Annotated in this window: 17 protein-coding genes and 2 pseudogenes; 10 read left to right on the top strand and 9 right to left on the bottom strand. The window is 62.8% G+C overall.

All coding sequences use genetic code 11. The features are described 5' to 3' along the window. Window positions 1–30: 30 nt before the first annotated feature. The gene (locus IVB05_RS20070; protein WP_247786324.1) at window positions 31–936 is read right to left on the bottom strand and encodes a LysR family transcriptional regulator; all 906 of its coding nucleotides are present in this window, start codon (window positions 934–936) and stop codon (window positions 31–33) included. Window positions 937–1,188: 252 nt separating this feature from the next. Between IVB05_RS20070 and IVB05_RS20065 the strand changes: the two genes are divergently transcribed. The 4 genes and pseudogenes from IVB05_RS20065 (at window position 1,189) to IVB05_RS20050 (ending at window position 4,753) form a co-directional block, all read left to right on the top strand. Further along, the gene (locus IVB05_RS20065; protein WP_247786323.1) at window positions 1,189–2,262 is read left to right on the top strand and encodes a tartrate dehydrogenase; all 1,074 of its coding nucleotides are present in this window, start codon (window positions 1,189–1,191) and stop codon (window positions 2,260–2,262) included. 71 nt (window positions 2,263–2,333) lie between these two features. Further along, a complete protein-coding gene (locus IVB05_RS20060; RefSeq protein WP_247786806.1) occupies window positions 2,334–3,302 on the top strand; it encodes a tripartite tricarboxylate transporter substrate binding protein BugD in 969 nt (322 codons plus the stop codon). A gap of 162 nt (window positions 3,303–3,464) precedes the next feature. Then, window positions 3,465–4,259, top strand: coding sequence for a DUF3800 domain-containing protein (locus IVB05_RS20055; RefSeq protein WP_247786322.1), 795 nt, complete (start codon window positions 3,465–3,467; stop codon window positions 4,257–4,259). 187 nt (window positions 4,260–4,446) lie between these two features. Continuing rightward, window positions 4,447–4,753 (top strand): annotated as a pseudogene (locus IVB05_RS20050) (HigA family addiction module antitoxin). Between the two features lie 5 nt (window positions 4,754–4,758). On the opposite strand, the gene IVB05_RS20045 reads toward IVB05_RS20050, so the two are convergent. From IVB05_RS20045 to IVB05_RS20035, 3 genes are read right to left on the bottom strand one after another with little or no spacing between them, the layout of a single operon-like run. Beyond that, window positions 4,759–5,598, bottom strand: coding sequence for an amidohydrolase family protein (locus tag IVB05_RS20045; RefSeq protein ID WP_247786321.1), 840 nt, complete (start codon window positions 5,596–5,598; stop codon window positions 4,759–4,761). 14 nt (window positions 5,599–5,612) lie between these two features. Then, window positions 5,613–8,738 (bottom strand): efflux RND transporter permease subunit, encoded by a 3,126-nt coding sequence (locus IVB05_RS20040; protein WP_247786320.1) that lies wholly within the window; start codon window positions 8,736–8,738, stop codon window positions 5,613–5,615. Window positions 8,739–8,741: 3 nt separating this feature from the next. Further along, a complete protein-coding gene (locus IVB05_RS20035; RefSeq protein ID WP_247786319.1) occupies window positions 8,742–9,872 on the bottom strand; it encodes an efflux RND transporter periplasmic adaptor subunit in 1,131 nt (376 codons plus the stop codon). Window positions 9,873–10,074: 202 nt separating this feature from the next. On the opposite strand from IVB05_RS20035, the gene xth reads away from it, so the two are divergent. Both xth and IVB05_RS20025 read left to right on the top strand, forming a co-directional pair. Then, the gene (gene xth, locus IVB05_RS20030; RefSeq protein WP_247786318.1) at window positions 10,075–10,866 is read left to right on the top strand and encodes an exodeoxyribonuclease III; all 792 of its coding nucleotides are present in this window, start codon (window positions 10,075–10,077) and stop codon (window positions 10,864–10,866) included. Next, window positions 10,863–11,363: a GNAT family N-acetyltransferase gene (locus IVB05_RS20025; RefSeq protein WP_346771869.1), complete on the top strand. Its 501-nt coding sequence runs from the start codon at window positions 10,863–10,865 to the stop codon at window positions 11,361–11,363. Before xth ends, IVB05_RS20025 begins: the two co-directional genes overlap by 4 nt. A gap of 118 nt (window positions 11,364–11,481) precedes the next feature. On the opposite strand, the gene IVB05_RS20020 is transcribed toward IVB05_RS20025, so the two are convergent. Both IVB05_RS20020 and ilvD read right to left on the bottom strand, forming a co-directional pair. Then, complete coding sequence (locus tag IVB05_RS20020; protein ID WP_247786317.1) at window positions 11,482–12,327, bottom strand: tetratricopeptide repeat protein; 846 nt, start codon at window positions 12,325–12,327, stop codon at window positions 11,482–11,484. Continuing rightward, window positions 12,314–14,038, bottom strand: a complete 1,725-nt coding sequence (gene ilvD, locus IVB05_RS20015; RefSeq protein ID WP_247786316.1) for a dihydroxy-acid dehydratase — start codon at window positions 14,036–14,038, stop codon at window positions 12,314–12,316. The genes IVB05_RS20020 and ilvD overlap by 14 nt, the downstream gene beginning before the upstream one ends. 909 nt (window positions 14,039–14,947) lie before the next feature. On the opposite strand from ilvD, the gene IVB05_RS20010 reads away from it, so the two are divergent. From IVB05_RS20010 to IVB05_RS19995, 4 genes and pseudogenes are all read left to right on the top strand, one after another. Beyond that, complete coding sequence (locus IVB05_RS20010; RefSeq protein WP_247786315.1) at window positions 14,948–15,904, top strand: calcium-binding protein; 957 nt, start codon at window positions 14,948–14,950, stop codon at window positions 15,902–15,904. 632 nt (window positions 15,905–16,536) lie between these two features. Next, on the top strand, window positions 16,537–18,747 hold the full coding sequence (locus IVB05_RS20005) for a lytic transglycosylase domain-containing protein (protein ID WP_247786314.1): 2,211 nt from the start codon (window positions 16,537–16,539) through the stop codon (window positions 18,745–18,747). A 130-nt stretch (window positions 18,748–18,877) separates the two neighbouring features. Further along, window positions 18,878–19,000: pseudogene (locus tag IVB05_RS20000) on the top strand (ISAzo13 family transposase); the annotation flags it as partial. 26 nt (window positions 19,001–19,026) lie between these two features. Further along, window positions 19,027–19,923, top strand: a complete 897-nt coding sequence (locus IVB05_RS19995) for an SDR family NAD(P)-dependent oxidoreductase (protein WP_247786313.1) — start codon at window positions 19,027–19,029, stop codon at window positions 19,921–19,923. A 130-nt stretch (window positions 19,924–20,053) separates the two neighbouring features. Here the strand turns inward: IVB05_RS19995 and IVB05_RS19990 are convergent, their stop codons facing one another. From IVB05_RS19990 to IVB05_RS19980, 3 genes are all read right to left on the bottom strand, one after another. Next, a complete protein-coding gene (locus IVB05_RS19990; protein WP_247786312.1) occupies window positions 20,054–20,218 on the bottom strand; it encodes a hypothetical protein in 165 nt (54 codons plus the stop codon). Between the two features lie 94 nt (window positions 20,219–20,312). Further along, entirely contained in the window at window positions 20,313–21,281 is a 969-nt protein-coding gene (locus tag IVB05_RS19985) for a tripartite tricarboxylate transporter substrate binding protein BugD (protein ID WP_247786311.1), read from the bottom strand. Between the two features lie 33 nt (window positions 21,282–21,314). After that, entirely contained in the window at window positions 21,315–22,556 is a 1,242-nt protein-coding gene (locus tag IVB05_RS19980) for a threonine synthase (protein WP_247786310.1), read from the bottom strand. Window positions 22,557–22,585: the final 29 nt, after the last annotated feature.

Raw genomic sequence — 22,585 nt, 5'->3', positions numbered from 1 at the left:
GCTGCGGGTGGGATTTGGCAGTTGAGGCGTCTACGCCTCCCGCGCGTAGCGCGGCAAATCGGCTTTCAGCATCGCCAGCACGTCATCGCGCACGGGATCGCGGGTGCCGCGGGTGAAGGCGGCGGCCAGCGGCAGCTTGTTCATGTCGGAGGCTGCGAGGCGGATGAAGCGGACGCCGCGCGTTGCCATGCGCGAGGTCCAGCGCGGGACGATGGCGACGCCCAATCCTGTAGAGACCAGATTGACGATGGTCTGCTTCTCGTCGGCGATTTGCGCCACCCGTGCTTCACAGCCGGCTTCCGCGAACAGTTTCATGGTGAGGTCGTGGCTGTGCGGACGCGAGCGGCGCTCGGGCACGATCAACGGCTCGTTTTCGAGATCGGCGATGGTCACGCGCTTTCGCGATGCCAACGGATGACGGTCGGCCACCGCGACGACGGCGGTCTCGTGCAGCAGCAACAGAAACTCCAGCCGCTTGTCGGGCCGTTCCGGCGGACGCACGAAGGCGAGATCGAGCCGGCCGGACAACAGACGCGGCAGCAGGCGCACGGTCTTTTCCTCGACCAGTTGCACGGTGACGTCGGGTTGGCGCTTGCGGAAATCATGGAGCAGCCGCGGCAGCAGTCCTGCGGCGGCGCTATCGATGGCGCCGACGCGAATGACCGCGGCCCGCTTGCGGCCGCGCGTACGAAACCGGCCGGCCAGCGCATCGGCCTGCGCCAATAGCGTCCGCGCTTCCTTCAGCAGCACGGCGCCATCGTCCGTCAGCGCGACGCTGCGCGTCGTGCGCGTCATCAGCCGCGTGCCGAGATCGTCTTCGAGCAGCCGGATGAAGCGGCCAAGCGCCGACGGCAGCATGTCGAGCCGCTGCGCCGCCCTGCCAAAATGCAATTCTTCGGCCGCCGCCACGAAGCAGCGCAGTTGATGAAGATCCATCGGTCCTCCCGCGGCGATTATATCAATTTTTTGTATAAATGCGAGCCGATTGCCTCGCCGCGGCAGCCGCCGCAGGATGCTCCGAAAGCAAGGCTGGACCTGTCGTCATTGCCTGCGACAAACGCGTAGCGCTTGCGCAAGGGAGCGAAGCGACGAAGCAATCCATTTCGCCGCAAGCGGAGACGTGGATTGCTTCGCTGCGCTCGCAATGACGGGGCGTCCGCGGCCTTGCCCGTTCCCAAGGAGATTTCGATGCGTGAATATTCAATCGCGGCAATTCCCGCCGACGGGATCGGTCCCGAGGTCATTGCCGCCGGCGTTCAGGCGCTCGAAAGCCTGCAGAAGCGCCTGGGCGATGTGAAATTCAATGTCGAAACCTTCGATTGGGGTTCCGCCTATTACCGCAAGCACGGCGTGATGATGCCGGCTGACGGCCTCGCCACGCTGAAGAAATTCGACGCGATCTACTTCGGCGCGGTCGGCGCTCCCGATGTTCCCGATCACATCACGCTGTGGGGCCTGCGCCTGCCGATCTGCCAGGGCTTTGACCAGTACGCCAATGTCCGGCCGACCAGGATCCTGCCGGGCATCACTTCGCCGTTGCGCCATGCCGGCCCTGGCGACCTCGATTGGGTGATCGTCCGTGAAAACTCCGAAGGCGAATATGCCGGCTGCGGCGGGCGGGTGCATCGCGGCCTGCCGGAAGAAGTCGGCACGGAAGTCGCCGTCTTCACCCGCGTCGGCGTCCAGCGCATCATGCGCTATGCGTTCCGCCTGGCGCAGTCGCGACCGCGAAAATTCCTGACCGTCGTTACAAAATCGAACGCGCAGCGGCATGGCATGGTGATGTGGGACGAGATCGCCGACGAGGTCTCAAAAGAATTCCCTGATGTCACCTGGGACAAGATGCTGGTCGACGCGATGACGGTGCGGATGACGCTGAAGCCGCAGAGCCTCGATACCATCGTGGCGACCAACCTCCATGCCGATATCCTGTCCGACCTCGCCGGCGCGCTGGCCGGCAGTCTCGGCGTGGCCCCGACCGCGAACATCGATCCCGAGCGGCGCTTCCCGTCCATGTTCGAGCCGATCCATGGCTCGGCGTTCGACATCACCGGCAAGGGCATCGCCAACCCGGTCGCCAGCTTCTGGACGGCGTCGCAAATGCTCGATCATCTCGGCGAGGCGGAAGCCTCAGTGCGGCTGATGCGCGCCGTGGAGCAGGTCACAGGCGCCGGCATCACGACACCCGATGTCGGCGGCACCGCGACGACGAAGGATGTCACCGCGGCCGTCGTGGAGGCGATCCATAGCTCCAACGTGTGACGAGCCGTCACCGTCGACACAAAACGTGGCGATCGAGATCAGAAAAACAATTCAGGGAAACGCCCATGCAGATGAAGAAGACAGCCACCATTGCGCTTGCGTTCGCCTTGATCAGCTCCGCGAGCCTGGCGCAGAATTATCCGAACCGGCCTATCACGCTGCTGGTCCCGTTCGCCGCCGGCGGCGCGACTGACACGGTGGCGCGGGTGACCGCGCAGTCGATGTCGAAACTACTGGGCCAGACCATCGTGATCGAAAACGCAACGGGCGCCGGCGGCACGATCGCGGCCACGCGGGCCTCGCGCGCGGAGCCCGACGGCTACACGCTATTGATCCACCATATCGGCATCTCCACGGCGGCCACGCTTTATCGCAAGCTACCCTATGACACAAAGACGGCGTTCGCGCCGATCGGTCTCGTCACCAATGCGCCGATGACCATCATCGGCCGTCCCGATTTGCCGCCGAACACGCTTTCCGAGCTTGTCACCTACATCAAGGCCAACGGCGACAAGATGACCTTTGGCAATGCGGGTCTTGGCGCCGCATCGCATCTCTGCGGCATGCTGTTCATGACCGCAGTCGGCAAGGAAATCCTCACCGTGCCCTACAAGGGCAATGCGCCCATCATGAACGATCTGATCGGCAAGCAGATCGACCTCTCCTGCGACCAGACCACCAACACCACGGCGCCGATCGCCTCCAAGCTGATCAAGAGCTACGCCATCACGACGAAGAGCCGCCTCGGATCGATGCCCGACCTTCCAACGGCTGATGAGGCCGGGCTGAAGGGTTTTGAGGTCGGCGCCTGGCACGGCATCTACGCGCCGAAGGGCACGCCCGACGAGATCGTCCAGAAGCTGTCCAGGACGTTGCAGGAGGCGTTGCGCGACCCGGACTTGGTGAAGCGGTTCAACGAAATCAATACCGAGCCTGTCCCGCAGGACCAGGCCACGCCCGCAGCGCTGAAGGCACAATTGATCAGCGAGGTTGACCGCTGGGCACCGATCATCAAGGCGGCCGGCCAATTCGCGGATTGATTATTACGGATGCTGTACTTTACATAACCAGTTGGTACGCTGAAGGAGTGCGTCAAACGAACACGCTCCTGAAACACAAATGGGGATAGCACGCCCCTGCTGACTGCGTTTTGGTCTCAAGTTACCGGGACGAGGCCAGCAGAGGCCGTACTGAATCCGTTCATGGCATTTCAAGCCTTTGTTGATGAATCCGAGTCCGGAGGAGTCTTCGTCCTCGGAGGTGTGGTGGCTTCCGTAGAGCAATGGGTGAAGTTTGCCCCCGAATGGGAACAGCTATTGCCGCTCGCTCCACTCGGGCCTGATCTCGCCAGAAATTTTAAGTTCAGTGAGATGATAAATGCCGGTCAGTTTCGAATGGATAGCATCCCAGCTTTCGGGAAACTGATCGAAGATCACATCCCCTTGACGCTATCTCTGGATCTCTTTCAGAAGGACATTGACCAAGCAAAAACGCGGGTAAAGACGCCAAATGGCATTATCGACTGGGGAAACGTAGCTACTCCATATATGCTTGGCGTAACGCATGTTGTGATGTGGTTTAGGGACAATACGCAGGACGTCAAAGAGGTTTTGGGGACCGATCAGCCGATCGATTTTATCTTCGATAATCGTTCAGAGAGAGTGTTTGTACAAGATGCATGGAAATCGAGCGTAGAAACGCTTCCACCGGAACAGCGGGCGAGATTTGGTGAAGAGCTTCGATTTGGCGATGACAAGAAATTCTTAGCCTTGCAAGCCGCCGATTATATTGCCGGTTGGACCAGATACTGGATTGAACGAAACGAAGTTCCGGAGATTGGTGCGGTCTATTTAGGAGGCCATCTAGTGCGGGGAAATCTTGTGCCGCATGTTGAAATGCACCTCACCGAAGACGTCATAGTGAATTATTTGGTCCAAGTTGCTAGCAGCAATGGCGTCCCAAGTGTTTATGACAGCGCGGAAGCGCCTTCGGATTGATCGGCCCCTCAAACGTCTTACCGCTCTCGTCAACGCCAAGCGCACGAGCCGTTTCGATAAAATGCTCGAACTGCTTTCATCCTTCTTCGGCTGGGGCCTAGCATTCTAGCGCCGTCAAATGGGACGGCAGCCGGGGCGAAGCAACAGACGTCTATCTCGACGACCATAGCTATAGGTAAGGTGAGCGATGCTGACCACAAAACGCAAACCGGCAAGCGTCGGCGAAATCCTGATTCAGGAGTTCATGGAGCCGATGGGATTGACCCAGAGCGCATTGGCAAAGGCCATGGGCGTTCAGCGCAAGCATGTCAACGAATTATGCAACAACCGCCGGGCCGTGACCGCGCCGACGGCTCTCATCCTTGCCCGCGTGTTTGGTAACAGCGCCGACTTCTGGCTGAATGTGCAGCGCCGCAGCGACTTGTGGGAAGCAATGAATTCGCCGCGTGAGCGCGAACGGCAAGCGCGCACGCCGGCTCGTGGCGGCCGCGTAGCCCTCTCAGCGTTCACCTCCGAACAGCGCCTTCGCATTGCCGTTGGCAATCTGCGCCGCGATCTTTGGCGGCAACTGCGCGAGCCAGGCGCGGTAGCCGGCCATGATGTCGCCATAGCTCGCCCAGCGTTCGCTGATCCAGGTGTCGGAACCGAGCAGGAAGCGGTCGGGGTAGCGTTCGAACAATGCGCGCCATTCCGCCGTCAGCTTGCCGCTGCCATCGACGATGCCGCCGCGGTAGGACAATTCGCCCCACAGCTTCGGGTATTTTGACAGCATCTCCGTCACGCGATCGGTCGAAAGGCCGAAGCCGGTATGGGCCCAGATGATGCGGGCGCGCGGGTTGTGGCGCATCAGGATTTCGACGGCGGTGTCGTCGGCATGGGCGTGCAGATAAAGATCGTGCTCAACCGCGAAATCGACGGTCTTCTTCACCCACTCGCCTTCCGCCGCCTTCCCCGAGATGTGGAATTCGCCGATGCCGCGGTAATAGCCGCGTTTGAATTCGTCCTGCACGAGGTCGAAGATGAAGGGATCGCCGAACCAGGTCTGGATGTCGGCGCGCACGCGATACGGCCGGATGAAGGGGACGACCTGCAGGCCCGGTGGCTTCGCATCCATCAGCGCATGCGTGCCGGTGTTCGGGCGGCTGGTGGCGAGGATGCCGGTGACGCGGTGTTTTTTGAACAGCGCCAGCACTTCGTCGACGCTGTAAAAAGGTTTTGGTTCCCAATTGTAGTGCATATGGGCGTCGAAGATTTCGATCGGCTCGTCAGCGCGGGCCGGGCCGGCGACGAACGCCAGTGCGATTAGCACCGCGACGCCCCGCACAGCCGACCGCATCATGCGCCCGAAGGTCGTCATTCGGCGGCGACCACGTGCGGCCGCTCGTCGCCCGCTTCTTCCAGTTGCGGTTCGAGCTTGCGCCGCAGGCGGCGGTCGATGCGGTCGAGATAGATGTAGACGACCGGCGTGATGTAGAGCGTCAGCAGTTGCGACAGGCACAGGCCGCCGACCACGGCGATGCCGAGCGGCTGGCGCAGTTCGGCGCCGGCACCCGCGCCGAGCGCGATCGGCAGCGTGCCGAAGATCGCGGCAAACGTCGTCATCATGATGGGGCGGAAACGCAGCAGCGCAGCTTCGCGGATGGCGTGCTCGGCGCTGAGGCCAACGCGGCGGCGCTCCAGCGCAAAATCCACCATCATGATGGCGTTCTTCTTGACGATGCCGACCAGCATCACGATGCCGATCATCGCGATGACCGACATTTCCATTCCGAACAGCATCAAAGTGAGGATCGCGCCGATGCCGGCCGACGGCAGGCCCGAGATGATGGTGATCGGGTGGATGAAGCTCTCGTAGAGAATGCCGAGAATGACGAAGGCGGCGAATACAGCGGCGAGGATCAGGACACCCTGCCCGCGCAGCGAATCCTGGAACACCTGCGCGGTGCCGGAGAAGCCGGTGGCAATCGTTGCCGGCAGGTTCGAGGTCTGCTCGAGTTCGGTGATCTTGTCGACTGCGTAGCCCAGCGAATTGCCGGGCGCGAGGTTGAAGGAGATCGTCACCGCCGGCTGCTGGGCCTGGTGGTTGATCTGCAGCGGACCGACCGTCGGAACCAGTTTTGCCACCGCCGACAGCGGAATGGTCTGGTTGTTCTGGGTCTTCATGTAGAGCTTGGAGAGGTCAGACGGATCGACCCGGAACTGCGGCTGCACTTCCAGGATGATCTGGTAGTCATTCGACGGCATGTAGATGGTGCCGACCTGGCGCGAACCATAGGCGTTGTAGAGCTGGTTGCGGACCTGATCGACGGTGATGCCGTAGACCGCGGCCTTTTCGCGGTCGATGTCGACCGTCATCTGCGGATTCTTGATGTAGAGGTCGGTGGTGACGTCGAGCAGACCGGGCAGCTTCTCGATCTTTTCGCGCATCTCGGGCGCCAAACGATAGAGCGACTCGGTGTCGCCGCTCTGCATCACGTATTGATACTGGCTCTTGGAAATCCGGCCGCCGATATTGAGGTTCTGGATCGGCTGGAAGAACGCCTGCACGCCCGGGATATCGCGGGCCTTGAGTCGCAGCCGGCCGATGATCGTGTTGAGGTTGTCGCGCTCCTTCTTCGGCTTCAGCGCGATGAACAGGCGTCCGTAATTCGCCGTCGCGTTGGGGCCGCCGGCACCGACGGTGGAGTTGATGTACTCGATCGCGGGATCGGATCTCAGCACGGCGACCAGCGCCTGCTGCCGCTCCTTCATCGCCTCGAAGGAAGTATCGGTGGCGGCTTCGGTCACACCGATCAGGAAGCCGGTGTCCTCCTGCGGGAAGAAGCCCTTCGGCACGATCATGTAGAGATAGACGGTGCCGCCCAGGGTGGCCAGCGTCACCATCAGCATCAGGAATTTCCGGGCCAGCACCCAGTCGAGCGTCCACTCATAGGCGCGCAGCCAGGAATCGAACATCGCCTCGAAGACGCGAAGCACGACATTCGGCCGCTTGGTCGCGTCGTGCGCCCGCAGCACGCGCGCGCACAGCATCGGCGTCAGGGTCAGCGATACGAAGCCGGACACGATGATCGCAACCGATACGGTGACGGCGAATTCGCGGAACACGCGGCCGACGATGCCGCCCATCAACAGCACCGGAATGAACACGGCGATCAGCGAGAAGGTGATCGAAATGATCGTAAAGCCGATCTCGCGGGCGCCCTTTAGCGCGGCCTCGAACGGCCGCATGCCATGCTCGATGTGACGGACGATGTTCTCCAGCATGACGATGGCATCGTCGACCACGAAGCCGACCGAAAGCGTCAGCGCCAGCAGCGTCATGTTGTTGATGGAATAGTCGAGCGCGTACATCACCGCGCAGGTGCCGAACAGCGAAATCGGAACCGCCAGCGCCGGAATGAAGGTCGCGGACGCCGAACGCAGGAACAGGAAGATCACCAGGATGACCAGCCCGATCGCGATCAGCAGCGTCTCCTCGACGTCGGCTACGGCCTGGCGGATGGAAATGGAGCGGTCCATCAGCACGTTGATCGACACCGATGGCGGGATCTGCGCCCGAAGCACCGGGAACTTGGCCAGAATGGAATCGACCACCGCCACGGTGTTGGCGTCCGGCTGCTTCTGAATACCCAGCACGATGGCGCGCTCGTCATTCAGCCAACTCGCAATCCGCTCGTTCTCGACGCTATCGTAGATCCGCGCGACCTCATCGAGCTTGACCGGGGAACCGTTGCGCCAGGCCACCACGATCTGGCGATAGTCGATCGCCTTGTCCATCTGGCCCGAGGCCTGCAGCGCCACGTCCTGCTTCGGTCCGTTCAGCGTGCCGACGGGGGTCGAGGAATTGGCGCGGGACACCGCCGTCCTGATGTCCTCGAGCGACAGCCCGCGGGCCGCAGCGGCCTCAGGGTCCGCCTGGACGCGAATGGCGAACTTCTGCGCGCCGTAGACACTGACCTGGGCGACACCCGGAATCTGCGAGAGCGTCTGGCCGATGGTGATGTCGCCATATTCGTGGACCGCCGACAGCGGCAGCGTCGACGAGTTGAGCACGACGAACAGAACAGGGAAATCGGCCGGGTTCACTTTGCGGAAGCTCGGCGGGATGATCATCTCGACCGGCAACCGGCGCTGCGCGATCGTCAGCGCGGTCTGCACGTCGAGCGCCGCGGCGTCGATGTTGCGGTTGAGATCGAACTGGATGGTGATGGTGCTGATGCCCTGCGACGAGTTCGACGACATCGAGGAGATGCCGGCAACCGTCGAGAGCTGGCGCTCGATGACGCCGGCGACCGAGGCCGCCATGGTGTCTGCGCTCGCGCCAGGCAGGGTCGCGGTGACGGCAATGGTCGGGAAATCGACCCGCGGCAGCGCCGATACCGGCAGCAGGCGGAAGCCGAAAATACCGAACGCGATGATCGACGCCGTGATCAGCGTCGTCATGACCGGCCGGCGAATGCAAAGTTCGGAGAGCGTCATCGGCTATGCCCCGGCCTTCTTCGCCCGCGGCTCGACCAGCGATCCGTCCGACAGCAACAACTGCCCGTCGACGACGACGCTTTCGTCGCCGGCGAGCCCTTCCAGGATCACCGACATGCCCTGCGCGGTGCGGTCGACCTTGACCGGCTGGACCTTGGCTTTGCCGTCCTTGACCACGAAGACGAAATTGCCGCTCTGGCTGCGCTGCACGGCGACCGTCGGCACCACGATCGAATCCTCGGCTCGGATGATGAGCTTGGCCGCGACCAGCGTCCCCGGCCACAAACTCTCGTTCTCATTGTTCATGATGCCGCGCACGGTGACCATGCCGGTGGCCATATCCACGGTGTTTTCAACCATCGCGACCTTGCCGCTCTCGGAGCGCTGATGGCCCGGGATGGTGGCGGTGACGCCGGAGACGCCCTTGGCCATGGACTCGCGCAGATCCACCAGCACGCGCTGCGGAACCGCGAAGGTCACGTAAACCGGCGCCATCTGGTTGATGACCGCAAGCGGGGTGGTATCGGCCGGGCGCACGAAATTGCCGACCTTCACATTGGCCACGCTGATCCGGCCCGAAAACGGCGCACGGATCGTGGTGTAGCTTTTCTGGACCTTCAGATTGTCGAGCGCCGCCTGATTGGCCTTGATGGAGCCGGCCAGGATGTCGGACTGCGTTTTGGCGTTGTCGACATTGACCTGCGTAGTCGCGCCCTTGCCGACGAGATCGATGAAGCGGCGGAGGTCGCGCTGGGCGCCCTCAAGCTGCGCATGGTCCCGGGCCAGCACCCCCTCGGCCTGTTCGATCTGGGCGTCGATCTGGCGGCTGTCGAGGGTGAACAGCAGATCGCCTTCGCTGACCTTGGCGCCGTCCTCGAAATGCACCGCGACGATGGTGGTCTCCAGCCGAGACTTCAGCGCCACGCTGGAGATCGGCGTCACCATTCCGATCGCGTCGACGTCGACGGGCATGGATTTGCGCTCCGCCTTTGCCAGTTCGACGGAAACCATCCGCGGCCGCTGCGGGCCCTGGGCGTTGCTGCTGCCGCCCATCCACGAGGAGCGGGTAACGAAACCGGCCGCGGCAAGGATGCCGACGGCACCAACAAAAAGGATCAGGCTACGCTTTTTCATATTTTTTCACGCCCGCCAGTCCTAAAGGACGGGACGGTCTTCTCCAGCCCCTTGACGGCGATGTTTGCGCCTTATTTCTAAACGGTTATCACAGCCTTCCTGCACATGGTATGCCAACGCCGGAAAATGTGTAGTTACTAGTTCCTGTTCGAGCACGAAAACCGGGATTTCCCGGATATGCTCCAGCCCCGGGTCCCCTTTGATGCGTATTGCCACGTGGAACGTCAATTCGATCCGGCAGCGGGTCGACCATCTCCTGACCTGGCTCAAGGAGACCTCGCCGGACATCGTTTGCCTGCAGGAAATCAAATGCGTCGACGAGGCGTTCCCCCGGCTGGAAATCGAGGCGCTCGGCTATAACGTCGTCACCCACGGCCAGAAGACCTTCAATGGTGTCGCGCTCTTGTCGAAACTGCCGTTCGACGAGACCAAATCGGGCCTGGCCGGCGACGATGAGGACGCCCACGCCCGGTTCCTCGAAGGCGTGGTAACGCTGAAGACCGGCGTGATGCGGATCGCCTGCCTCTATCTGCCCAACGGCAACCCGCCGGACACCGATAAATACCCCTATAAACTCAAATGGATGTCGCGGCTTCTTGAGTACTCGAAGGAGCGACTTAAGGCAGAAGAACCGCTGGTGCTCGCAGGCGACTTCAACGTCATTCCGGCAGCCGCCGACGTCTATAACCCCGCCGCCTGGGCCAACGACGCGCTGTTCCGCCCCCAGACGCGCGAGGCCTTCCAGTCGCTGCTCGGCCTCGGGCTGACGGATGCGCTGCGCGCGGTGACCGACGAGCCGAACCTCTACACCTTCTGGGACTACCAGGCGGGCGCCTGGCAGAAGAACTGGGGCCTTCGAATCGATCACCTCCTGCTGTCACCGCAGGCCAGCGACCGGCTGACCAATGTCGGCGTCGACAGCTATGTGCGCGCCTGGGAGAAGCCGTCCGACCACGTGCCGGTGTGGGCGGATTTCGACCTGGAGACGGCTTGAGCGCTAACGGCGCGGCAACGGTGGTGATTCGGGATGCTGCGCCCGACGATGCCGTCGCGGCGTGCCGTGTCCTGAGGGAATCGATCTCCCGCTTATGCGTTGCCGATCACGGCAACGATCCGGCGATCCTGAATGCCTGGCTGGCCAACAAGACGCCGGAAACGGTGGCCGCGTGGGCTGCGCAGAACGGAAGCTCGCTCCTGCTCGCCGTCGAAGGCGATGCCGTCCTCGGGGTGGGATCGGTGACGGACGCAGGCGAGATCGCGCTGAACTATGTGGCGCCCGATGCACGATTTCGCGGCGTCAGCCGTGCCTTGCTCAGCGCGCTCGAAGCCAGAGCGGTGGAGCGAGGCAACAGGCGTTGCACGCTGACGAGCACCGAGACGGCGCATCGCTTCTATCAGTCGGCTGGTTATCTCGACGACGACGCGCCGACAGGCAAGTTCGGCACGAGCTCTGATTATCCGATGTCAAAGCAGATTGTCGCTTCGCGGTAGCCCGTAGAGGGTGGGCAAAGCGCGGCGTGCCCACCATTGACGCCAACGAATTCAGAGAGATGGTGGGCACGCTGCGCTTTGCCCACCCTACGGCAGCCTTACAGACCGGCTATCGCCGTCAGTCCTTCTTGCCCTGCACCCAGTGCTCGAGCATCTGCAATGCCACGGCGCGGTCCTCGTCGGAGGCCTTGGTGAACGCGCGGTTATAGCTTTCCCGGATCCAGCTCTCGTCGGGGGCCGCATTGTCGCGCGCCAGAGTCAGCCACATCAGGCCGCGCGCGGCCTGCCGCGGCAGCCGGTCGCCGTTGAACAGCATCTGGCCGAGCATGGCCTGTGCCTGATGCTGGCCCTTCTGGGCGGCCAGACCAAGCCAGCGCGCGCCGTAGCGGAAATCGTCCCGCGAGGCGTCCGGCGTCTTCAGGTAAAGCCGCGCCAGATCGTACTGTGCGTCGGCGTTGCCGAAATAGGACGCGGCATAGGAGAACATCTCCCGCGCCCGGTCGGCGTCGGCCTTGACCTTGGAATTCGGGATGCCGTTGAGGTAGTAGCGTCCCAGCGCCACGAAGGCATTGGCGACGATCGTCGCCTGCGGCGCCGACGGGCTGTCCTCGGCATGCGCGTTGGCGATGCGGCTGAAATATTCGAAGGCGCGCAGATCATCCCGGATGACGCCATCGCCATCGGCATACATCCGGCCGAGCTTCCACTGCGCGACGGGATGGCCGCCCTCGGCGGCGTATTGCAGCGAGTTCAGGGAGGGCGCGGCAACCGCAGTCGCCGTCGGCGCTGCAGGCGGGACCTTCTTCAGGGCCTGGGCCGTGACGGCTTGCGCGGCGGCGGGCTGGCCTCCCATGGGCAGCGCGGCGTCCGGCTTCACCGGCGCGCCATCAAATGCGAATCCGGGAGCCGCCACCGGCGTGGCCCCTAGCATCAACGCAAGAATGATACGCCTAGATGTCCGCATAACACTGTTTCTCGTGCGCACCGCCAGGATGGGTCACAGCCCCGTCCACCGCCGGCCCAACCTGTTGGGCATATTTCCACAGCGCACCCGACGTATGGTTAGTCTGTCGAGGTGCCCATTTGGTTTTACGATCAGCGAGTTCGGCGTCGGTCAATTTTACGTTAAGAATTCCGGCCTCGGCGTCGATCTCGATAATGTCACCATTCTGCAACAGGGCGATCGGACCGCCCACGGCCGCCTCCGGTCCGACATGGCCGATGCAGAACCCGCGGGTGGCGCCGGAGAAGCGGCCGTCGGTGATCAGGGCGACCTTGCCGCCCATCCCCTGCCCGGTCAGCGCCGCCGTGGTCGAGAGCATCTCCCGCATGCCAGGACCGCCACGCGGCCCCTCGTAGCGGATCACGATGACCTCGCCCTCTTTGTAGGTCTTCTTCTGGACCGACTCGAAAGCGTCCTCTTCGCGATCGAAGCAACGCGCCGGACCGGTAAATTTCAGCTTCGACATGCCCGCGACCTTCACGATCGCACCCTCCGGCGCGAGATTACCCTTCAATCCGACAACGCCTCCCGTGACGGTGATCGGGTTGTCGGCGGACCGCACCACATCCTGGTGCGGATTCCATTTCACGCTCTTGAGGTTTTCGGCGATCGTACGGCCCGTGACGGTGATGCAATCTCCGTGGAGGTGGCCATTGTCGAGCAGCGTCTTCATCAGAAGCGGTATGCCGCCAACTTCAAACATGTCTTTGGCGACATAACGGCCCCCCGGCTTCAAATCAGCGACATACGGTGTCTTTTTGAAGATTTCAGCGACGTCGAATAAGTCAAACTTAATGCCGCACTCATGCGCGATGGCCGGCAGGTGCAACGCAGCATTGGTCGACCCGCCGGAGGCGGCGACCACGGCGGCGGCGTTTTCCAGCGCGCGGCGGGTGACGATGTCGCGCGGCCGGATATTGGCTGCGATCAGCTCCAGAACCTTCTCGCCGGCGGCGGAGCAGAACGCGTCGCGAATTTCGTAAGGCGCTGGCGCCCCGGCGGAATACGGCAGCGCCAGCCCGATCGCCTCGGACACCGTCGCCATGGTGTTGGCGGTGAATTGTGCACCGCACGCCCCTGCCGAGGGACAGGCCACCCGCTCGATTTCATCGAGGTCCTCGTCCGACATTTCGCCGACCGAATGCTTGCCGACGGCCTCGAACATGTCCTGCACAGTGACCTGCTGGCCACGGAAATTGCCCGGCAGAATCGAACCGCCATAAATGAAGATCGAAGGCACGTTGAGTCGGACCATCGCCATCATCATGCCCGGCAGCGACTTGTCGCAGCCGGCAAGCCCGACCAAGGCGTCGTAGGCATGGCCGCGGACGGTCAGCTCGACCGAGTCGGCGATGCACTCGCGGGACGGCAGCGACGAGCGCATGCCGTCATGGCCCATGGCGATGCCGTCAGTGACGGTGATGGTGCAGAATTCGCGCGGGGTGCCACCGGCAGCGGCGACGCCCTTCTTGACCGCCTGCGCCTGGCGCATCAGCGAGATATTGCAGGGCGCGGCCTCATTCCAGCAGGACGCGACCCCGACGAAAGGCTGGTGGATCTGCTGGGTGGTCAGCCCCATCGCGTAGAGATAGGACCGATGGGGCGCGCGCTCCGGCCCCTCCGTCACGTGACGGCTCGGCAACCTCTTCTTGATGTCGGTCTTGGCGTCCATCCGCGGAACCTGTTTCCTCAGCCATGTCCCTGTGGGTCTCGGGAGCAATTTCCCGTCGCCTTCACCGGCGCTGAGGCCAATCAGCTATGAAAGAAATGGTTTCATTGAGGGGTGTGGCTAAAAAGCGGCGCAAGCAAGAGGCAGCGGGGCGGTTAACCAAATGTTCGCCTACTGTTGCGGCCACGCAACAATCGTGGCCCGGGGGCAACCCTTCTTGGGCTGATCGGATCTTGCTTTGGGCAGATCCGCCGCGATGCCGCCTCGCCGGCCTCGATTTCGAGAGCCCGACCCTGCCCGTCACAACCTGAGCGCGACCGAGGGAGAATTTTCTCTGCGGTTTCACCCCGCATCATCGCGCGACAAACTGATTGCCTGCACGCGCGTCGCAGAGAATCGCAAAACGCGATTCGGAATCGCAGAACGCGATTCGGAATCGCAAAGCACAATTCGAACGACATCCCCACAGGAGCTGATCGTTCAATCGCCCTGCGTGCGATGCGCACGCCAAAAGCTACAACGCGTCATTTTTGTGCGGCCGGCACTTTTTGCGCGCGTTTTCGTCACGCGATGATGCAGCCCGCGACACGCGCGCCGACAGCGGACTTATCTTTCATACGCAAGACAGAACAACGTCGTGCGCAGTTTGTCGCAGACGTTTTTGATCGCCGTCGGAATTGAGGCACGCGCCAAAGGATCGACCGCACGAATGCCTTTCGCGTCACCATATTGCCCCTAGCCTGCGCAAATCCGCCGCGTGCACGTCCAGTCACGGACCCGTTTTGCTGTTCTTCCTTCGATGCGGGTGAGGAGTCACGCCTCACGTCTTGCCCGCGCGCATCACTTCACGATTCCCAAAATCCGTGGTGGTCGTTTGTAGTTCGTGAGGCCTCTGAGTAAGAGGTTTGAATAATGGCACGCTTCAATCTGAACGGCTTCCTCGACAATAGCCGCTTCGAGGATTTCTTCGCGAAGTTCGGCGGCGGCAGCTCCGACCATGATCATCTGAACGGGACAACCGGCAGCAACACCTTGTTCGGGGGTGCCAAGGAAGACACGCTCGCCGGCATGGCCGGCAACGACACGCTCAACGGCGGCTCCGGTGCTGACAAGGTGTGGGGCGGCTCGGGCAATGACAACCTCTCGGGCGGCTCCGGCGCCGATCTTCTCGTCGGCGGCTTCGGCGCCGACCGGATGGATGGCGGCACCGGCAACGACGTGTTGCTCAGCCGATCGGATGCCGGCGAGATGGTCGCGGCCCAGGACGGCACGACGCAGATCTTTGCGACTGAAACCGCTGCATTCAAGGCCGTCAACGATACGCTGACCGGCGGCGCCGGCGGCGACACCTTCCGCTTCGAAGGCATGGTGAACGCCAAGGACGAGATCGTCGCAAAGCACGTCAATGCCGACGGCACCATCGACTGGGTCGGCGTGACCGGCGAGAACAACGCCACTCACGACCACTGGGTCGACGGCTTCGGCAACGACGTGATCCGCGACTTCAATCGCGCCCAGGGCGACAAGATCGAAATCTCGGCGCATACCGCCGAGGTGCAGTCAATCCAGCACAAGGACAGCAACGGCGACGGCAAGAATGACTACAGCGTGATCACCGTCATCAGCCAGCAAGGCAATGCCGGCGCGCATGACGAGGATCTGCTCGGCACCATCACCGTCTACGGCAATTTGGTGAAGGCAAGCGACATCACCACGACTCAAACCGTGTATGGCGCCTACGAGAAGGTCGGCGAACTCGGCGGCGCGCACTTCGATCTGGAGGACGACGGCGTGCTGGCCGGTGGCGGCACCGACGGCGGCCACCACAACGAAGCAACGGCGATGGCCAACATGGCCATGTACGGTTAAGCCGAAAACAACAGGACACGATCACGGACAAGGGCCGCCTCCCGGCCCTTGTCCTCCAGCGTCCGGTGTCGATTCAATCGTCACCGGGCGCTGGACTGCGTGGATGGGTCCCACTGCTCACGCGCCGCTGTGTATCGATCACGTCGCCCGTGAGCCAACGGGCCGCGCGAATGCGCGCCCGATGACAGGCTCCGCGATATGCAGGAAATTTCGAAAATCCCGGATGTCGCGGAGCCTGTCATCACTGTGCGAGCGCAGTTGCGCTCGTCGCTGGGCGCGCATTCGCGCGAGCCGTTGGCTTCGTCCGGCGCACGATAGCGACATTAGCTTCTCCACGTGCGCGTAGCGGCTGATCCGCCGCTTCGTCCGCGGTCGAAGGCGGTGCCACGCGCCGCTATCGACGCCGTAAGCCTTAAAATTCCTTATTCGCACGACTGCGCGGCGCTACGCCGGGAACTATTGGGTTCCATTCGCCTCATTTTGCGCGCGTTTGTTGCCCAGAAGTGACAATAGCGCCTCGGGCGTTGTGGCACCTTTCGAACAGGTCAGGGCCACGCGCATCGTGCGATCTCTTGATGCGATCTCTTGGCTTTGACGGCGTTTGTGACGTGGGTTTCGCAGGGGACCATGGAATGAACCGGTGCTTACACTCGCTGTCCTGTTTTTTCACGGTAGCTGGGCTCGCCCTCTTCTCGACGGATGCGACCGCGCGGACCAGCCATAAGCCACACACCCAGAAGGCGCACGAATCGACCAGGAAGTCGCACGTGAAGGAGGCTCGTCCTCATCGAAGCGCTGCGTCCGGGAAACGTCGGCACGCCAAACACGCTTCAGCACAGCGCAAGCCGAAGCCGTCGGAGGCTTCGCCTGCTCCCCGGGAGGCCGTCGCTCCGCTGACGGGCGATCTTGCGCTGGTGAAGGAAGCCATCGATCTCGCGCGCAAGGCAAAGACCGAAGAGGCGACGGCCATAAGAAACAGGATCGCGGATCCGGCGGCGCAGAAGCTCGTCGAGTGGTTCATCCTGCGCCGCCCGGAGACGACAGCGACTTTCGGCCGCTACGCGGCGTTCATCGCCGCTAATCCGGAATGGCCGAGCACCGCGTTGCTGCGTCGACGCGCGGAGGCGCGGCTGTGGGAGCAGCGCGGCGATGCGGCGACGGTTCGCGGCTTCATTGGCGATCGGCCCACAAGTGCCAAGGGCAAGTTGGCGCTGGCGCGCGTGCTGCTCGCGGAGGGTGATCGGGACGGCGCGGCTCGGCTGGCGCGCGACGCATGGCGGTCGGACGAATTGTCGGAGCCTCTGGAGGCCGCGGTGTTCGAGACGTTCCGCGATTTTCTCAACCGCGATGACCACCGTGCACGCATGGACAGGCGCATCGGCGCCAAGGACCTCGCCGGCGCGAAGCGCGCCGCGAAGCGCCTCGGCGACGATGAGCTTGCGATCGTGAAGGCCTGTGCCGCCGTCAGGGGAAAAGCGGACAAGGCGCTGGATGCGCTCGACGATGTCGCAGCCGAGGCACGGCAGGATCTCGGCTACACCCTTTGCCGCATCCAGTGGATGCTCGCCAAAGACCGAATCGATGACGCCGCCCGCCTGATGGTGGCGGCGTCACCGGAGACGATGGCGCTGCAGGACACCGATCAATGGTGGCGCGAGCGGCGCATGCTCGCCCGCAAGCTGCTTGATCAGGGCAAGTTCCAGACCGCCTACGATGTGGTCCGCCCCGCCGCAGCGCCGGCCAATGAATATTACCGGGCCGACGTCCACTTCATGTGCGGCTGGATCGCCTTGCGCTATCTCGACGATCCCGCCACCGCCGCCCGGCATTTCGCCCACATCGATGAGGGACAGGCCAATCCGATCGTGCTGGCACGGGCGAACTATTGGCGCGGGCGCGCGGCCGAAGCCCTGGGCCAGACGGATGCGATGCGTGCGAGCTATGAAGCGGCCGCCCGCTACCCGACCGCCTATTACGGCCAGCTGGCGCGCGCCAGGCTTGGCCGAGACCAGATCGAACTGCGCGCGCCCTCGCCCGCTCTCGCGTCCGCCGATGCTTCGGCCACGGACGAACGCGTGCGCGCCGCCGATATGCTGTACGAGATCGGCGAACGCGATGTCGTGCTCTATTTTGCCGCCGATCTCGGCGAACAAAGCTCTGATATTGCCCTGCTCGAAGCGCTCGGCGAGCTCACCGGCCGCCGCAACGACGCCCGCGCGATGCTGCAGGTCGGAAAGCCCTCGCTCGGCCGCGGACTGCCGCTCGACCATTACGCCTTTCCCACCATCGGGATTCCGCCGCATCGCCAGCTCGCCCCCGAGATCGAGCACAGCATGATTTATTCGGTGGCGCGCACGGAGAGCGCGTTCGACCAGCGCGACAAGTCTGCGGCGAATGCGGTCGGCCTGATGCAGGTGACGCCGGAAGCGGGACGCGATACCGCCAAGCGCTTTGGCATCAGCTATGACTGGGACCGCATGGTTTCCGACCCGGTCTACAACACGCAAATGGGCGCCGGCGAACTGAGCGCGCTGCTGCGCGAATACAAGGGCAACCACATCATGACCTTTGCCGGCTACAATGCCGGCCGGGGCCGGGTGCGGGACTGGGTCAAGGCCCATGGCGATCCGCGTGATCCCCAGGTCGATGCGGTCGACTGGGTCGAGCGGATTCCGTTTTCCGAAACGCGGAACTATGTCCAGCGGGTGATGGAGAATTTGGCGGTCTATCGCGTGCGGTTTGACAACGACACCGCGGTGGCATCGAAGACCGACCAGCGCGTCGTGACGCAGGAGGTGAATGCGGCGCCGCTGCCGACCGCCGAGGCGGCCGCCGGCCGGTGAAGTTGTGACGGGCAGCTTGGGCCGGCCTTTGCGCCGCAGCTCCCGGCCGCTGTTCTTGAAGTCACCGACCAGCTCCTTTTTTTGGTGTCGACAGAGATCGCCGGTTGGCCGCCCCGTCGAAAGCGTTCGATCGCATCAAACTGGCCTGGCCGTCTGCATCATCCATTACCCGCCCGGTACCAGCAAGTGGAACCGCATCGAGCATCGCATGTTCGCCTTCATCAGCCAGAACTGGCGCGGCAAGCCCTTAGTTGAATCTTGTCGGAAGAGGATAGCGAGATGACTGAACGAATTTCGTTAGAGGGGAAGGTCGCGGTTGTGACTGGGGCAGGCCGCGGGCTGGGGCGGGCATATATCGAACTTCTCGCCGAACGCGGTGCCCGGGTCGTGGTGAACGACCTGGGCACCGACGTATCGGGATCCGGGAAGGACTCCAAGATAGCGGAACAGGTGGCCGACCTCATTCGGTCACGTGGAGGCGAGGCAATCGCGAATGACAGCGACGTTTCCACCCCTGAAGGTGGCAGTGACCTGATCGCGACGACCATCGAGCATTTCGGGAGAATAGACCTTCTCGTGAACAACGCTGGTATCTGCGGAAGCCAGCTATTCAAGGACGCCACCCTTGATGATTTCGATCACTATTGGCGCGTGCACCTCGGCGGGCCGGTTAACACGGTGAAGGCTGCCTGGCCCTATATGGTCGCACAGCGCTATGGGAAGATCATCCTCACGACGTCAGTCAGCGGCCTGTTCGGATTACGTGGCCAAGCCACCTATGCGGCGGCCAAGTGCGCAGTAGTCGGATTGATGCGCATTCTTGCAATTGAAGGTGCTGAGCATGGGATTCTCGTGAACACCATTTCGCCAGTCGGGTACACGAGGATGCACCCGGCCGCGGGATCCCGCTTGGCTGAAGCAGATGGAAGGCGCACCATGCCGGTTGGGGCTATTGCGCCAGCGATCGTTTGGCTGGCAAGCGATAGTTGTTCGGAGACGAACCGCATCTACAACGTGGGAGCCGGAGCAATCCAACGTATCGCTATCGTCATGGGACTTGGCTTCTACGACGCACATCTGACACCCGAGAGCATCGCCGAGAACTACGCGAAGGTCGAATCGATCGAGGGCTTCTCCGAACCTGGTCCGTTCGAGCCCAGTATTGGCGATGCGTAGATACAAGATTACCTGCAACGGCGAAGTCTTGAGGAACGACGTTACGTCATGGAGATGATGTCGCTCCCATCAGCTCAAACTGGGAGGTTCCAGTGGGACCCAGTCGCACATGACGAACTGGTGATCCACGCTATTTCTTTCCGGGCGCGACCGGCGCAAGGTCAGCATCGTTGGTCACTTCTTTAACCCCGCCCAATTGCCCGCCGGTGAGAATGAATGCCGCGGCAGCCACAGCGATGATTCCGCCGAGAATGAGCCCGATTGTGCCCTTCCGTCGATTGTCATTGTCAGCCATTGTGCGCTCCGTATACGTAAGAGCGCTAACGTCCGCGCTACCGGTAGGTTCCCCGCCCCCGGTCTTGCACATTCGTCCGCGTGCGCATCCGGAGCTAGTCCACCCTAACGTTGGCGGCCTTGATCATCGGCCACCATTTTGTAATTTCGGCCTTCTGCCAGGCGCCGAGCGCTTCGGGTGCGAGCTTGTCCTTCGGCGGCATCTGCAGACCGAGGTTTTCGAGCTGCTTGCGCACAGCCGGATCGTTCAGGGCGTCAACCGCCGCGGCATTCAGCTTTGCGACGACGTCCTTTGGCGTGCCCTTGGGCACCCAAAGGCCGGACCACAGCGTCATGTGGAATCCGGGCAGTCCAGCTTCATCGACAGTCGGAATATCGGAGGCAGACTCAACGCGCTTGCTATCGGTGATGGCATAGGCGCGGATGTTGCCGGCGCGCACCTGCCCGATCGAGTTCGAAGTCTGGTCGACGATCAGGTCGATCTGGCCGGCGACGAGATCGTTCATCGCGGGTCCCGTGCCGCGATACGGCACGTATTGCAGCTTGACGCCGGCGACGCTCTCGAAATAGAGCCCGGCGATGTGGCTTCCGGAGCCCGCGCCCGCGGTGCCGGCCGTCGGCGGCGACGGCTGCGCCTTCAGCCACGCCAGGAATTCCTTCAGCGACGTTGCCGGGACCTCTTTCTTGCTGACGATGATCATCGGGTTGCTCGGCAGCAAGGCAACCGGTTCGAGATCGGTGACGAGATCGTAGCCGAGCTTGTAGATCGCGCCGTTGGCAACGTGGGTGCCAAGATGGCCGAAACTGATCGTGTAGCCGTCAGGCGGCGAGCGCACCGCGCGGCCGACCCCGACCGATCCGCCCGCCCCTGTCACGTTCTCGACCAGGAGCTGCTCGCCGAGCGAGACCTTCATGCGCTCGGCGAGAATCCGCGCCATCGCATCCGACGGGCCGCCGGCGGAGAACGGCACAATGATGGTGATGGGACGCGATGGAAAGTTTTGCGCGGCCGCTGCACTGCTCAACGCCAACATCGCAAACACGGCCAGAAGGATCTTTCGCATCTCGTGCTCCCATCGCATTCCGCCGCGCGACAGTCAGAGCTTTGCGTAGTCGATCGGCTGGTGTCGATCGAGCGTGCGCGTGACCGGCGGCAGCGGATATTTAAGCCCTGTCGCGCAATTGAACAGCATGACACGATCGTTTTTCGTCACGCGGCCGTCGGCAAGGCTTTGCTGGTAAGCAGCATACGTTGCCGCCCCTTCCGGACACAACAGCAAGCCCTCCTCGCGCGCCACTTCGTTGAGCGCAGCAGAAATCTTCTCATCCGGCACCGCGATCGCAAATCCCTTGCTCTCGCGGACCGCGCGAAGGATCAAAAAATCTCCGACCGCCTGCGGCACGCGGATGCCGGACGCGATGGTGTGGGCATCTTCCCAGCGCGGCGCGTGCTCGGTGCCGTTCTCGAAGGCCCGCACCATCGGCGCGCAGCCCGACGCCTGCACCGCGACCATCCGCGGCCGCTTCGCGCCGATGAAGCCGATCGCTTCCAGTTCGGCAAAAGCCTTCCACATGCCGATCAGGCCCGTGCCGCCGCCGGTCGGATAGAAGATCACGTCGGGCATTTCCCAGCCGAGCTGCTCGGCGAGCTCCAGCCCCATCGTCTTCTTGCCTTCGATCCGGTACGGCTCCTTCAGCGTCGAGGTGTCGAACCAGCCCGCTTTTGCTTTCCCCTCGCCGACGATCTTGCCGCAATCGTCGATCAGGCCGTTGACGCGATAGACGGTGGCGCCCTGCAGTTCGATCTCGCTGACATTCACTTCCGGCGTATCGGCCGGACAGAAGATCGTGGTCCTGATGCCGCAGGAGGTGGCGTAGGCCGCCAGCGCCGCGCCGGCATTGCCGTTGGTCGGCATCGCCATGTGCGTGATACCGAGCGCCTTGCCCATCGACACCGCCATCACCAGGCCACGGGCCTTGAACGAGCCGGTCGGAAGGCGTCCCTCGTCCTTCACAATGATCTCAGCCCCGCCGAGCTTCTTGCCAAGCTTCGGCAGGCGAATGAGCGGCGTCATGACTTCGCCGAGGCTGACGATATCGGAGACTTTTCGGACCGGCAGCAGCTCGCGGTAGCGCCACATATCGGCGGGACGCTCGCTGAGCGCCTCCTTGGTCAGCGCCTTCTTCACGCCCGCCAGGTCGTAACGCACCAGCAGCGGCTTGCCTGCTTTCGAGAGGTTATGGATCTGATCGGCGGGATAGTGATCGCCCTCCATCGCGCATTCGAGATGGGTCACGAACGTCGGACGTTCGATGCGAAGATTGTCGTTGTCTTTCACGGATTGATCTTTCGTTTCTCGTTGGGCGC

The sequence above is a fragment of the Bradyrhizobium sp. 170 genome (genome assembly GCF_023101085.1).
GTDB lineage: Bacteria > Pseudomonadota > Alphaproteobacteria > Rhizobiales > Xanthobacteraceae > Bradyrhizobium.
The sequence above is the reverse complement of the archived record's forward strand: the minus strand, read 5'-3'. Positions and strand labels throughout refer to the sequence as shown.